9 protein-coding genes are annotated in these 12,974 nt (G+C 59.7%); 3 read left to right on the top strand and 6 right to left on the bottom strand.

The window, feature by feature from the left end; translation table 11 throughout:
- Positions 1-314: 314 nt before the first annotated feature.
- On the top strand, positions 315-521 hold the full coding sequence (locus tag KQP88_RS12135) for a hypothetical protein (RefSeq protein ID WP_200992276.1): 207 nt from the start codon (positions 315-317) through the stop codon (positions 519-521).
- A gap of 173 nt (positions 522-694) precedes the next feature.
- On the opposite strand, the gene KQP88_RS12130 is transcribed toward KQP88_RS12135, so the two are convergent.
- From KQP88_RS12130 to KQP88_RS12115, 4 genes are all read right to left on the bottom strand, one after another.
- Complete coding sequence (locus KQP88_RS12130; RefSeq protein ID WP_216705826.1) at positions 695-1,300, bottom strand: LysE family translocator; 606 nt, start codon at positions 1,298-1,300, stop codon at positions 695-697.
- A 53-nt stretch (positions 1,301-1,353) separates the two neighbouring features.
- A complete protein-coding gene (locus KQP88_RS12125; protein ID WP_216705825.1) occupies positions 1,354-4,404 on the bottom strand; it encodes an efflux RND transporter permease subunit in 3,051 nt (1,016 codons plus the stop codon).
- Entirely contained in the window at positions 4,401-5,441 is a 1,041-nt protein-coding gene (locus KQP88_RS12120) for an efflux RND transporter periplasmic adaptor subunit (protein WP_216705942.1), read from the bottom strand. Before KQP88_RS12120 ends, KQP88_RS12125 begins: the two co-directional genes overlap by 4 nt.
- A 68-nt stretch (positions 5,442-5,509) precedes the next feature.
- Positions 5,510-6,943 carry an efflux transporter outer membrane subunit gene (locus KQP88_RS12115; protein WP_216705824.1) on the bottom strand — a complete coding sequence of 478 codons (1,434 nt, stop codon included), beginning with the start codon at positions 6,941-6,943 and terminating at the stop codon, positions 5,510-5,512.
- A 219-nt stretch (positions 6,944-7,162) separates the two neighbouring features.
- Here KQP88_RS12115 and KQP88_RS12110 point away from each other — a divergent pair, with 219 nt between their 5' ends.
- Together KQP88_RS12110 and KQP88_RS12105 are read left to right on the top strand one after the other, a co-directional pair.
- Positions 7,163-8,479, top strand: a complete 1,317-nt coding sequence (locus tag KQP88_RS12110) for a diaminobutyrate--2-oxoglutarate transaminase family protein (RefSeq protein WP_216705823.1) — start codon at positions 7,163-7,165, stop codon at positions 8,477-8,479.
- Positions 8,480-8,677: 198 nt separating this feature from the next.
- Complete coding sequence (locus KQP88_RS12105) at positions 8,678-9,139, top strand: DUF3574 domain-containing protein (RefSeq protein ID WP_216705822.1); 462 nt, start codon at positions 8,678-8,680, stop codon at positions 9,137-9,139.
- Between the two features lie 45 nt (positions 9,140-9,184).
- On the opposite strand, the gene KQP88_RS12100 is transcribed toward KQP88_RS12105, so the two are convergent.
- Together KQP88_RS12100 and KQP88_RS12095 are read right to left on the bottom strand one after the other, a co-directional pair.
- The gene (locus tag KQP88_RS12100) at positions 9,185-11,572 is read right to left on the bottom strand and encodes a TonB-dependent receptor plug domain-containing protein (protein ID WP_216705821.1); all 2,388 of its coding nucleotides are present in this window, start codon (positions 11,570-11,572) and stop codon (positions 9,185-9,187) included.
- 321 nt (positions 11,573-11,893) lie between these two features.
- Complete coding sequence (locus tag KQP88_RS12095) at positions 11,894-12,949, bottom strand: substrate-binding domain-containing protein (RefSeq protein WP_200992282.1); 1,056 nt, start codon at positions 12,947-12,949, stop codon at positions 11,894-11,896.
- Between the last annotated feature and the right edge of the window lie 25 nt (positions 12,950-12,974).

Here is a 12,974-nt window from a genome sequence, read left to right as displayed (position 1 = left end):
GCAGCTACTCCTTGAATAACGCAATAACTGGACACCCGATCCAACACCCACTTGACCGCCTTGTTTCCAGCAAAAATCGTCATATGTTCTGTCTCGAATAGTCAGTGACTTCGGTAGATATGAGGGAACTTTAATCAGCCGCTCAGGTACATGTATGTCACCGGATACCCGGACAAGAAACAGGACGTAAGGTACAAATAAGAAGTATGCAGGACTTGTCCCTGTTTCTCACCACAGACAACCTTGCCCGGCGGTGCTCGAATACAAGCGTGATAGTAATGTTTGAGCAGTTTCACGCAAAAAAGGACGATGACATGAACAGCTTCGAACCCGGTGAATACGTACGTCTGCGCTCGGGAGGCAGGAAGATGCAGGTAATCAATGCCGGAGCGGCGGACTCCCTGCCCGCCTCGTCCCTGGTGGCTTGTGAGTACCGCGCCAAAAGCCGAAGAGTATTGGGTTTCTACGCCGCCCACTCACTGATTCGCACACCGCAGTCTTCTAGCGATATCATTCAATAACAAATGCACTACTGGCGTTAATCAGTTAATAACTCCTACTTCCTATTACCTTCCCGATCCTCTTTCTGCAGGATCGTTTTTATTTGCACGCCTGAATACTATATCGGCCACTTTTCGCGAATGAATTCGCTCCCACAGAAATTCCGTGGAGCGAATTCGTTCGCGAAAACTAATCAGACAGTAAATGAATGCGAAGCCAGGTTGTAAAGCAGACCGGTCGCAAACAGGCCGATCACCATGGAAACGCCCTTGTTCAACAGTTGCGACGAACGCGGTGAACTCAACCGGCTGCCGAAGCAGGCACCGAAGATGACCCAGGACGAACCGACCGGCAGGACGACAGCGGTAAAGGTGCTCATGAATGCCAGGTAGTCCGCACTGCTCAGGAACGTACCGGCAGGTGCCACGAACGAGGCGAAGAACAGGCCCTTGGGATTGGTCAGTGTGGCAACGAACAGGCCTGTCGGTGAAAGGCCCGGAGCATCATCGGCGTGCTGGCCGGAACGTGCCATGGACCAGAGTTTCATCGCGATATAGAACAGGAAGCACACTGCAAAGGCCTTGCTGAGTGTCGCCACCCAGGGATAGTCGCGGGCGACCCGGTCCAGGGTCAGGCCCCAGGCCGTGATCTGGATCATATAGGCCAGCCACTCCGCCCCCACCCACAACAATGACTTCGCATTGAAACCCCGGTTCATGCCGGTCTGGAACAACAGCGAATTGGTCGGGCCGGGAACCGCGAGCACGGCAAGCAGCGTCAGAAAGATTGAACCACTCATGTTGAGGTCCTCATTCGGTTTTAGCGTTGATTGGAACAGCGGATCTGGATAGGTCAGTGGCCATGATGAAAAGCCTTCGTTGCCCGCTTGAAGAGCTGCAGCAGGTCGTCCACGTAGGTAAAGATCACCGGAATCACCAACAGGCTGAGCACGGTGGAGGTCAGCAGTCCGCCGATCACCACGACCGCCATGGGCTGCCTGAATCCCGGATCGGCACCCACGCCGATGGCGGTCGGCAACATGCCGGCGCCCATGGCGATGGTGGTCATCAGAATCGGCCGCGCACGCTTGTGGCAGGCATCGAGCAGCGCGTCATAACGGCTCATGCCGAAATCCCGGCGCGCGAGAATGGCGTAGTCCACCAGCAGGATCGAATTCTTGGTGACGATGCCCATGAGCATCAGCAGGCCGATGACCGAAGACAGGGAAAAGCTCAGGTCGCACGCCAGCAACCCCAGCAATGCACCACCGAGTGAAAGAGGCAGCGCAGAAAGAATGGTGGCTGGCTGCAAGAAGTCGTGAAACAGCAGTACCAACACCGCATAGATGCAGAACACACCGATGGCCATGGTCAGGCCGAAGCTGCCAAACAGCTCGCTCATCAACTGCACTTCGCCCTGCTCCACCAGCCGGACGCCAGCAGGCAGATGCGCAAGACCCGGCAACTGACGGGCCTGGTTCATCACTTCGCCCAGGCTGCGGCCATTGAGTTCGACCGACAGCGTGACGTAGCGCTGGCGGTCCAGCCGATCGATCTGTGCCGGTCCGCTGCCAGTGCTCAGCTCCCCCAGGGAAGCCAGCGCCACCTGACCATCCCGGCCATTGACGCGCAACTGGCCGATGCGTGCGAGATCACCCCGCAAATCAGGGCTCATACGCACCCTGAGATTCACCTGACGCTGGGAAAGGTTGATCTTGCCCAGTGCCGAGGAATAGCTGCCATAGGTGGCCAGGCGCAAGGTGTCGGCAATCTGCTGACTGGTGACCCCCAGTTGCGCAGCCCTTGTGTAATCGGGCCGGAACTGGACTTCCGGAGCCTGCAGCGAGGCACTGGAAGCAATATTGCCCACACCGCTCAGTTGACGCAGTTGGGGTTCAAGAGCCAGCGCAGTCCGTTCCAGCAGATCCCCGTCTTCACTGGCCAGGACGATATCGAGTTTTTCGCCATTGCCATCGCCGCCCACACTGATACGAGCCCCCGGCAGCGGACGCAAGGCCTCGCGCATGCGGGCTTCCAGTTCGGTCTGGCTGAGTTCGCGATCCTGACGTCGAGCCAGTTCAACCGTCAGCGTCGCCCGGTTGACGGTGGCGCCATCTCCCGCATCGCTGCCCGCCGTCCCCGCCATGGCAAAGATATGCCGGATACCCTGGATCGGTTTCAGTCGGGCGCTGGCATCCCGGGCCAGGCTGGCGGTCTGTTCAAGAGTGGCACCCGGTGGCAGCTCCAGGGTAATGGTGGACCGGGCAATGTCCTGAGCCGGTAGAAAGCTGGTGGGCAGGAAGCCGATCAGCGCCAGTGAACCGGCAAAGAACAACCCGGCCAGCGCCATGGTGGTCTTGCGCCACTCCAGGCTGCGGTGAATCCACACCAGATAGCGGCGCATCAGCCAGCCATCCTCTTCGACATGCTCCACAGGCTTGAGAAAGGCCGCAGCCATCATCGGCGTCAGCAGGCGCGCCACCATCAGCGAAAACAGCAGCGCCGCCGAAGCCGTGACACCGAACTGCACGAACAGCTTGCCCGCAACACCGCCCATGAAGGCAGTCGGCAGAAACACCGCCACCAGAGTCACGGTGGTGGCGATCACCGCCAGGCCGATTTCATCCGCCGCCTCCATGGCCGCTTCACGGGGGCTTTTGCCCATGCGCAGATGCCGGGCGATGTTTTCTACCTCGACAATCGCATCGTCCACCAGAATCCCGATGATCAACGCCAGGGCCAGCAAGGAAACGGTATTGAGGGTAAAACCGGCGAAGTACATCAGGCCAAACGTGGGGATGATCGACAGCGGCAATGCCGTTGCAACGATCAGCATGGCCCGTGGATCGCGCAGGAACCACCACACCACCAGCACCGCCAGCAGAATCCCCTCGTACAGCAGATTCATGGAGTCGTGATAGTTCTCCAGTACCGAGGCCGAGCTGTCGCTGATTTCAGTCAGGCTGATACCCGGCTGTCGGGCCACGAAGTCCGCCACTGCCTCGCGAATCCCGCTGGCCATGCTGACATCGGAAAACCCCAGAGAGCGGATGACCTGAACACCGATCACCGGCTTGCCGTCGAGGAATGCAAGGGAGTGGCGCTCGGCATGGTGGTCGCGAATCGTCGCCAACTGGCGCAGCGCAAAAGAGCGACCATTGCCCGTCGGCACATCAACGGCGCCCAGTGCCTGCGGGTCCTCGATACCGCCCAGAGTGCGCACCGCCATGCGTGCGCCGCCCAGCTCCGCCATCCCGCCGGAGTTATCGATCTCCATGGCCTTGAGCTGCGTCTCCACATCGGCGACACCCAGCCCCAGCCCGGCCATCATGGTCGGATCGAGGTCCACCTGAACCTCGCGCTCGACACCACCGACCCGCAACACCTGAGCAACGCCCTTGACCTCTTGCAGGTGCTTGCTCAGTTCATTGTCGACAAACCAGGACAGCGCCTCTTCGTCCATGCCAGGCGCATCGATGACATACGTCAGAACCGGCGTGTCATGAATCGTCATCCGCGAGACGCTGGGAGTTTCCAGGCTGGCGGGCAATTCCGCCATGGCGCTGTCCACCACATTGCGGACTTCGTTGAGGGCTTCGTTGCCATCCTTCTCGATGGCGAAGCTGACATTGATCTGCACATTGCCGGAAGTGATGGTCGTGGTGACATGCTTGAGCAGGCGCAGCGATGAAAGCCGGTCCTCAAGCTTGCGGGCCACCTCGGTTTCCAGTTGCTCGGGGGCCGCCCCTTCGAGGGACGCGCTGATGGTGACCGTGGGCAGATCCAGGTCAGGAAAATCCTGGATACCCAGCCTCTGCAGACCGATGAACCCCAGCACACCCAGCAGAATGAACAGCATGAGTGCCGGGACCGGAAAGCGGATGGACAAGGACGACAGCGTCATGGCTGCACAGACCCCGCGGTCACCGGCGTTACATGGACGCCATCACTGAGGAAGGCGCCGCCAGAACGCACGATAGTCTGTCGCTCGTCCAGCCCGGAGACGATTTCCACGGCATTGTCCCGGCGACGCCCGACCTGTACCTGACGCTGCGCAACGCGCTCATCCGCACCGACAGTGAATACCCATGAACGGCCATCGCGCAGAAACACGGCAGTATCCGGCACTGTCAGCGCAGGTCGGGCAGGCAACTCGATGCGGCCACTGGCATACATGCCGGAGCGCGCCGCACTGCCTGACTCAAGCGCCACGTACACCAACGCCCGACCGGTGTTGTTATCGAGAATGGGCGACAGCAGACGAACCTGACCCGCCACCGACTGGCCGTCGGGCAGCGTCAATTGTGCATGCTGCCCAGGTTTGACCTGAAGCAGTTGCCGGGCATCCAGCTCGGCCTGCCACTCGATGCGACCTTCACGCACCAGCCGGAACAGTTCGGTCCCGGCATTCACCACGTTACCCAGCAACGCGGTACGCGATGAGATGATGCCATCATCGACCGCCACGATCCGGGTCTGGCCAAGACGGATACGAATGCTCTGCATATCGGCTGTCGCAACGCCAAGCTCGGCCTTGGCAGTGGCCAGAGCAATCCGGTATTGCTCACTTTGCTGGGCGGACAACACACCGGTCACACCTACCACCTCGGCGCGGCGCACATCGGATTGTGCCTTTTGCAGATTGGCCTTGGCCTGCTCGACGGTTGCCTGCTGCCTGCTCTGCTCGGCCAGCAGGCTGTCCTGAGCCAGAGTGGCCAGCACCTGCCCCTTGCGTACCCGGTCGCCGATATCGGCATTGATACTCGCGATTCGAAGGCTGCCGGTTTCGGCACTGATCAACGCCTCCTGCCACGGCAAGAGACGGCCGCTTGCCGTCAGTTCATCAGGCCAGGGACGCCACTGCGCACGGGTGACTTCGACGCTGAGGCTGCTGAGGTTGTTCACCGGCTCGACGACCGGGGCTTGCGGGCGACTGCGCATCACCCACACCAGCGCCAGAACAATGCCCAGTACCAGCACTATCCAGACAAGCTTGCGACGACCGGAACTCAAGATCGCTCTCCTGCCGAAGCCTGCGCAACTGACCGGTTTTCAGGGCTGTCCTGCCATCCGCCACCCAGTGCTTTATAGAGTGCAATCCAGTAGCGCACCTGCTCCTGCTGCAAGGTGATCAATTCGATCTGGGCATCCAACGCAGAACGCCGGGCCACTTCCCGGTCCAGAATGCTCACGCCACCGGCCTGCCAGGATTTGTCCACGGCCTGAAAGTATTCGCTATAGCCCTGAGTCGCCCGCTCCACATCGGCCTCGCGACGTCGTGCGGCATCGAGCCTTACAAGTGCCTGCTCCACTTCACCCACGGAAGTGCGCAAGGTTTGCCGATAAGCCGCCAGCGCCGAGTCATAGGCCGCCTCGGCACTCTTGACCGTGGCGCGACCAAGGCCACCATCGAGCAGCGGTAGCGACAATAAAGGTCCGACCGTCCAGTTGCGCAGCAATTGACCATTGCTGGTACCGACGGCGAACGAACCGGAAAGGCTCAGACTTGGCCAGCGCTGTGCTTCGGCAACGCCGATATCTGCGCTGGCAGCGGCCAGTTCGCGCTCTCGCGAAGCCAGGTCGGGTCGTTGGCGGATCAGGTCGGCAGGAATGGAATGGACATCCAGGCGGGCTGGCGACGGCAACATTGCCGGGGCCTGGCCCAGCAATTCCCGCACCCGGTTTTCATCACTGCCGGTCAGTTGAGTCAGTTGCTTGAGCAGCAATTCGCATTCGCTGCGCTGATTGATCAGGGTCGACTGGCTGCTGGCTGCCGACGCCTGGGTCAGAACCAGATCGGCCGGTGCAGTGAAGCCGGCCCTGAGGGACAGCCCGGTGAGCTCGGCGGTCTGGCGTTGCGAGTCGAGCTGCTCCTGATAGGCCAGGACCAGGCGCTGACAACCTCGATATTGAACGTAGTCATCGGCCACTTCGGCAGCCAGGGATACCCGTGCGTCATGCCAGTCATCGACACGAGCCTGGATACGATTGGCCGCTGCTTCGCGATTGCGCCGGAATTTGCCGAAGAGGTCGAGTTCCCAGGCGGCATCAAGACCCGCCGATGAACTGGAATAAGACTGTCGCGTACTGCCTTCACGCTCGCCGGTACGGTTGCGCGACAGGCTGCCTTGCAACGTAGGTGACGCATCGGCATCGCTCACTGCCAGGGTCGCCCGGGCCTGCAGAATGCTCGCCCGGGCCTGATCCAGCGTGGGGCTGTCGGCCTCGGCCCATTGCAGCAGGCGTTCGAGTTGCGGGTCGTTGAATTGCTGCCACCAGCCGGACAGCGCCTTGACGCTGGCACCATGGGGCAAAGGTGCATGCCATTGAGCGGGCATGCTGACCGCCGGAGGCTGGTAATCGGGGCCCATCACACAGCCGCTGGTGATCAGGGCAATGAGTATCGGCAGTGAATGTTTCGCTGCCGTTTTGAAGATATCCATGACGTCCTCTTGATGCCTGGACGTTGGGTCAGGCGCTCGGCTGCATTGACGGCGCTATTGAAGCGTTTGACGCAATGACTGTCTGGCGCGGAAAGCGGGGACATTGCCCCGTGGGAAATTGTCGGTCCATGACCTGTGCAGCAGAATCCAACTACATCACGCGGGCGTCCAGACGACTCGCAGGAGATCCCATTTCTCAAGGCAAACGAGTGACCGACTATGCAAGAGTTGAGCTATCTGAAAAAAGTCGAATCCAACGCAAGGACTTACGCGGCCACATTCCAACGCCTGTTCGTCAGCGGTAAAGGTTCACGCCTCAAGGATGACCAGGGACGTGAGTACCTTGACTGCCTGGCCAATGCCGGCACTCTTGCACTGGGTCACAATCCTGCCGTTGTCCGCGAAGCCGTATTGAAATTCCTGGATACCGATCAACTGCAACAGGGCCTGGACCTGGCCACACCGGCCAAGCATGAATTCGTGCAGGCGCTGTTCTCTACATTGCCCGCGGCCATGCGCAATAACAGCAAGATCCTGTTCTGCGGCCCCAGCGGCTCGGACGCTGTGGAAGCCGCCATCAAGCTGGCCCGTCATTACACCCAGCGCACTCCGCTGATGGCGTTTCATGGCGGCTATCACGGCATGACCGCAGGTGCCCTGTCGGCCATGGGTAATCTCAAGCCCAAGATCAACGCGGGTGCGGTCAACCCCGGCACTCACTTCCTGCCCTTCCCTTATGCACTGCGCTGCCCCTTCGGTACCGATGGCTCTCAGACCGACCAACTGTCTATCGAATACATCCGCACGGTGCTCAGCGATCCCGAAGGTGGCGTGCAGAAACCGGCGGCGGTGATCGTCGAAGTAATTCAGGGCGAAGGCGGCTGCATTGCGGCGTCGGCAAACTGGCTGCGCGAGTTGCGCGAGATCACCCGCGAGCAGGAAATCCTGCTGATCATCGATGAAGTACAGACTGGTCTGGGCCGTACCGGCAGCACCTTTGCCATTGAACACTCCGGAATCGTCCCGGACATTTTGGTGCTGTCCAAGGCCATTGGTGGCGGTTATCCGATGTCAGTGATCGTCTTTGCCGAGCACCTGGATACCTGGGGCGCCGGCATGCATGCGGGTACTTTCCGTGGCAATCAGATTGCAATGGTGGCGGGTGCTGCAACTATCCGCCATGTGCAATCACAAAACCTGGCAGCCCAGGCGGCAGCGCGAGGCGAAAGACTTGCCAGCGGCCTCAAGGACATTGCCCAACGCTACCCGGCACTGGCCGAGGTGCGTGGTCGCGGTCTGATGCTCGGTGTCGAAGTCACTCACCCCAAGGAAAAGGGACGCACCGGGCCAGGCCACTCGCAACTGGCAAGGGCCATCAAGCTCAATTGCTTCGAGAATGGCCTGATGATCGAAACCGGAGGACGCCACAGCTCCGTGTTGCGCTTCCTGCCGGCACTGACCATCAGCGAAGAGGAAGTGGGCATGGTTCTGGAGCGTTTTGAAGATTCGGTTGCGTCGGCCATCAAGGCCCATTGAGAGTAGGAGCGAATTCATTCGCGAACTGTTGTTGAAGAAGTATCGCCTTCAATGACGTCTCGCGAATGAATTCGCTCCTACCGGGGGGTGGATCTGCTTATTCTTTTTGCTTCAGGAAACAGGTTTTTTATTATTTCTAACCATTAGCCCGGCTTCTTATAGTGAGCCTCTTTATCGATGCCACTGCAGGAATACCTGATGTTGCCACGCCTGTTACTACCCGGCCTGTTTATGCTGCTGGTCGGTTGTTCCGCGTCTCCCGCTCTTCCCGTTCATACGACTGATCCAGGCACTTCCACCTTGCAGGGCGATAGCGGTCGTCCGCCGCAGGCGATATGGTTGCGCACGGAATTGTATTTTTCGCTGGGTTTGCTGGGCAGCGAGAAGGATCAGGACAATGTGGCGCGCTGGCGGGCGTTTCTCGACAAGGAAGTCACGCCACGTTTCCCCGATGGCTTTACGACTCTGGATGCCTACGGCCAATGGCGGGATAAAGGCGCTACACAACCGGAGCGGCTGAATACCCGGGTGATCGTGATTCTCCACGAAAATACTGCAAAAAATCGCGAGAACATCGAGGCCATTCGCCTGGCCTGGAAGCGCGTGACCGGCGATCTTTCGGTTTTACGCTTGTCGCAACCGGCAGAGATTTCCTTTTAAACAAAAACGCCGCCCGTAGAAGGCGGCGTTTCCAGTCACAACTCTTCAGAATCCGTAAGTCACCCTGGCGTAGTAATACGCGCCATTGGTTCCAACCGGTGACAACACGTCATACGGCAGGTTGCCGCCATAGTTGATCTCGGAGCTGGAGCGCTCCGGATATTGGTCAGTCAGGTTGTTGCCACCCAGGGCAATATCGAATGTTGGCGTGAACTTGTATTGCACCTCGGCATCCAGTTGCCAGACCGCGTCATAGGTCTGCTCAGGTTGGGAATCTCCGAAATCGAATACCCGGGTGGTCTTGCCCTGGCGCGTCAGGCGACCGAGCAGGCCCCAGTGTTGACTGGCCCAGTTGGCGGAAAGTACGAAGCGATCCTTGGGAGCCGCATCGGTCAGGGTATTGCGTTCTTCGACGCCCACCAGCGCATCGCTTCCAATGCCCAGGTTGCTGAGCTGCGAAGGCGTGCCTTTGGTCTTGGTGACTTTGGTGTCGTTCCAGGTGTAAGCCGTGGTCAGGGCCAGTTGCCCGTCCAGCCATGGCTGGCGGTAGTTGAGTACCAGTTCGGCGCCGTCGGTGCGGGTGTCGGCGGCATTGGTAAAGAAGTTCACATCATGAACCCCGGCGACACCGAGGTTATCGTTGATGTACTGCTCCAGCGCATCACTGCCGATGCGCTGAGACAAGGTAATACGGTCTTTGACGTCAATGCGGAACACATCGAAGGACGCATCGAAACGCTCACTCAACTGCGCCGTCAGGCCGAGGCTGAAGTTCTTCGAGGTTTCCGGTTTCAGATCTTCGGCACCCAGGGCGCGGGCAATCGGATCGTTGACTGACAGCACCCGGATATCGGTCAGCGTACCGCCGGTGCCGAAATTGCTGGTGGTGTTCTGGAAGCCCACCTGCGCCAGTGAAGGCGCCCGGAAGTTGTTGGAGACAGCGCCGCGCAAGGCCAGTTGTTCGGTCAGGCGGTAGCGGCCGCTCAGTTTGCCAGTGAGCTTGCTGCCCGCATCGTCATAACGCTCCCAGCGAGTGGCGGCATCGACAAACAGCCGGTCGGTCAGGTCGCCGGACAATTCGGCGTAGGTGCCGAATACATTGCGGTCCAGGTCCACTTCTTCGCTCGGGCGCAGGCCGTTGGCGCCATCGGCTCCGGTGCCGAAATACGAAGCTTCGTCACCTGCATAGGTCAGGTAATTTTCGTAGCGATATTCGCTGCCCAGTGCGAGCACGAAAGGACGACCTGCCAGGCGCAGCTCTCGAGTGAAATCCAGGTTGGCGGTGGTCTGGCGCAGTTCGTAGGTTCCGGTATCGAAGCGGGTCGGCGAGTCGGCTCCAAGGGCCACGTTGAGGGTGCGTTGGGTCGCGGATTCAAAATGGTTGCGGCCGTGAGTCAGGCTGCTGTCGAAGTCCCACTGCTCGCCGATCAGGCCTTTGAAACCGACAGTGGCCGAAAGATCCTTGTTGTCACCCAATGACTGCGGCAGATAGCCGTCGGGATAGAACTGCGGCTGCTCGCTCGGATAGCGATAAAACTCCGCCCCCGTGGTGTGCCGTTCGTTGTAAGTACCAAATGAATAGGCCTTGCCGTTGCCCAGCGGCAGTTCGCTGTTGAACCAGGCATTGATATCCCGTGCCACGCCGTCGCCCATCACATAGTTGCGCTGACCCGGTGTATCGGCAAAACCGTCGAAACCGGCCCGGTTGGTCGGGTCACGATCCTTGTATTCGGTACCGCCACGGATGAAGCCACCCTCTTCCCCCAGCCGTGTACCGATCTTGGCCGTCGTCAGCGAGTTGCGGCCATCCGTGGTGGTCTTGCCGATGGCGTCCTGGTGCGTGTGATAGGCGCCATAAGTGGTCGAAACCTCGCCCCCCTCGGGTGCATCGTCGAGGATGATGTTGATCACCCCGGCAATGGCGTCAGAGCCATATTGCGCACCGGCTCCGTCACGCAGCACTTCGATGCGTTTGATGGCACTGATGGGGATCGAGTTGAAGTCCACCGGCGCGGTGCCGCGGCCGATCTTGGAGGAGTCGTTGACCAGCGCCGAGGTATGGCGACGTTTGCCGTTCACCAGAACCAGCACCTGATCGGGACTCATGCCCCGCAACTGCGCGGCCCTGACATGGTCCGCACCGCCGGAGTTGGACTGGCGGGGAAAACTGAATGACGGCAATAGCGTCTGCAATGCCTGCCCCAATTCACCGCCGCCCGCCCCTGCGGACTTGAGATCATCGGCGGTCAGTACGTCCACCGGCACGGGTGAATCCAGTACGGTACGGGCCTTGCCTCGCGTACCGGTCACCAGTACCGCACCAAGACGCGTTTCGTCATCAGCACTCGGGGAAGTTTCTTCGGCTTGCGCAGGAAGTTGTGTCATTGCCGCCACCACAGCGGCAGCCAGCAGTGACCGTGAGCGGTAATACATGGAACGGCTCCTTTGGGGCGCAGAAATACCTGCCGACAAGCAAGCGTTGCAGCGGCTTTCTGCTGTAATTCTTAAATTCGGGCAAGTAGCAAGATCAATGCAAACAAGACACAAAGAGCCAATAAAACCCTTTGAAGACAGGACATTAGACGAGGCGGCATTCAATGCCAAAGAACCAATAACACTTAGGTTATATCGGCTTTAAACACTGTTTCCCTTGCAACATTAGTTGTTGGACAGGCAACAGTTACATGGGGCTTTCGCGGATAAATCCAGCTCCCACACTTGTGGGAGCGAATTCATTCGCGAAAAACATCCATTCTATTTGGCCAACGGAATCCAGGCCGAACGCGCAACACCTGCCGCTTCACCGAACGCTGGCACTTTCTTCGCCAGATCACGGACATTCTTCACATCCAGGTCCAGCAACTGCTGGCGGGTGATCAGGGTTGGCGGCACCAGCACGCGGGCTCCCGGATCTTCACCGGCAATACGCATGGCCAGACTGCGCACGCTGATGGCGCCTGCCACTTCCGGGTTTACCGCAGCCGTCGCAGCCCAGGCACTGCCGGGCTCTTTCATGATCTGGATATCGGCGGTGGAAATGTCGGCACTGTAGATCTTGATCTGCTTGCCAAGGCCTGCCTCATCGACCGCAATCTTTGCGCCTTTGGCGAACTCGTCGAAGGGCGCGAAAATCACCTGCAAACCAGGGTTGGCCCGCAGTACGGCACTGGCCTGATCCGCCACCGAGTTGGCAATGGGCGGATTGAGCGTGCCGAAACGCGCTTTCTCGACGATGCCGGGGTTGTCCGCCTTGACCTGACGCCAGATTTCATCGCGGCGCTCCATTGGCGTGAAGCCACCGATGAACACATAACCCGCCTGGAATGCGTTGCCGTTGTCCTTGAGCGCCTGATCCAGAGCCAGACGTGCCAGTTGGTGGTGATCCTGTTCGATCTGGGTGACCTGCGGATTGCCCAGATCGATATCGAAGGCGACCACCTTGATGCCTTTGGCGACGGCTTTGGCCACGGTGTCCTTGAGGGTTTCAGCCAGGCCAAGTTGCACGATGATGCCGTCCACGCCCAGGTCGATGGCCTGTTCCAGCATCTCCCGCTGCGACGCCGCCTGTTGCCGCGCATCGAACAGACGCAGGTTGATCCCCAATGCCTCGGACTGTTTTTCCACACCGCGCAGGTAAGCCTCGGGGAAGTCGCCCGAGAACAGATAACCCACCAGCGCGATGTTCACGCCGCCCTTGTCGAACGGCGCAGGCGCACCGGCAATCCCGGCAGCACTGGCACCTGTGGCCAGGGAAGCGACCAGCGTGGCCGCAAGCAGGCGTCGCAGCCCGCGAGTGATGAGTCGATGCATCGAGTATTCCTTCTCTGACAGTGAG

It is taken from the genome of Pseudomonas lijiangensis, from assembly GCF_018968705.1.
Classification (GTDB): Bacteria; Pseudomonadota; Gammaproteobacteria; order Pseudomonadales; family Pseudomonadaceae; genus Aquipseudomonas; species Aquipseudomonas lijiangensis.
The sequence above is the reverse complement of the archived record's forward strand: the minus strand, read 5'-3'. Positions and strand labels throughout refer to the sequence as shown.

Bases quoted from the DNA above. Each gene is read 5' to 3' on its own strand.
- KQP88_RS12120 (WP_216705942.1), bottom strand. From the start codon at position 5,441: ATGCGCAGTCGCCCGCAAGCCCCGGTCGTCGAGCCGGTGAACAACCTC.
- KQP88_RS12110 (WP_216705823.1), top strand. From the start codon at position 7,163: ATGCAAGAGTTGAGCTATCTGAAAAAAGTCGAATCCAACGCAAGGACT.
- KQP88_RS12100 (WP_216705821.1), bottom strand. From the start codon at position 11,572: ATGTATTACCGCTCACGGTCACTGCTGGCTGCCGCTGTGGTGGCGGCA.
- KQP88_RS12130 (WP_216705826.1), bottom strand. From the start codon at position 1,300: ATGAGTGGTTCAATCTTTCTGACGCTGCTTGCCGTGCTCGCGGTTCCC.
- KQP88_RS12095 (WP_200992282.1), bottom strand. From the start codon at position 12,949: ATGCATCGACTCATCACTCGCGGGCTGCGACGCCTGCTTGCGGCCACG.
- KQP88_RS12135 (WP_200992276.1), top strand. From the start codon at position 315: ATGAACAGCTTCGAACCCGGTGAATACGTACGTCTGCGCTCGGGAGGC.
- KQP88_RS12115 (WP_216705824.1), bottom strand. From the start codon at position 6,943: ATGGATATCTTCAAAACGGCAGCGAAACATTCACTGCCGATACTCATT.
- KQP88_RS12125 (WP_216705825.1), bottom strand. From the start codon at position 4,404: ATGACGCTGTCGTCCTTGTCCATCCGCTTTCCGGTCCCGGCACTCATG.
- KQP88_RS12105 (WP_216705822.1), top strand. From the start codon at position 8,678: ATGTTGCCACGCCTGTTACTACCCGGCCTGTTTATGCTGCTGGTCGGT.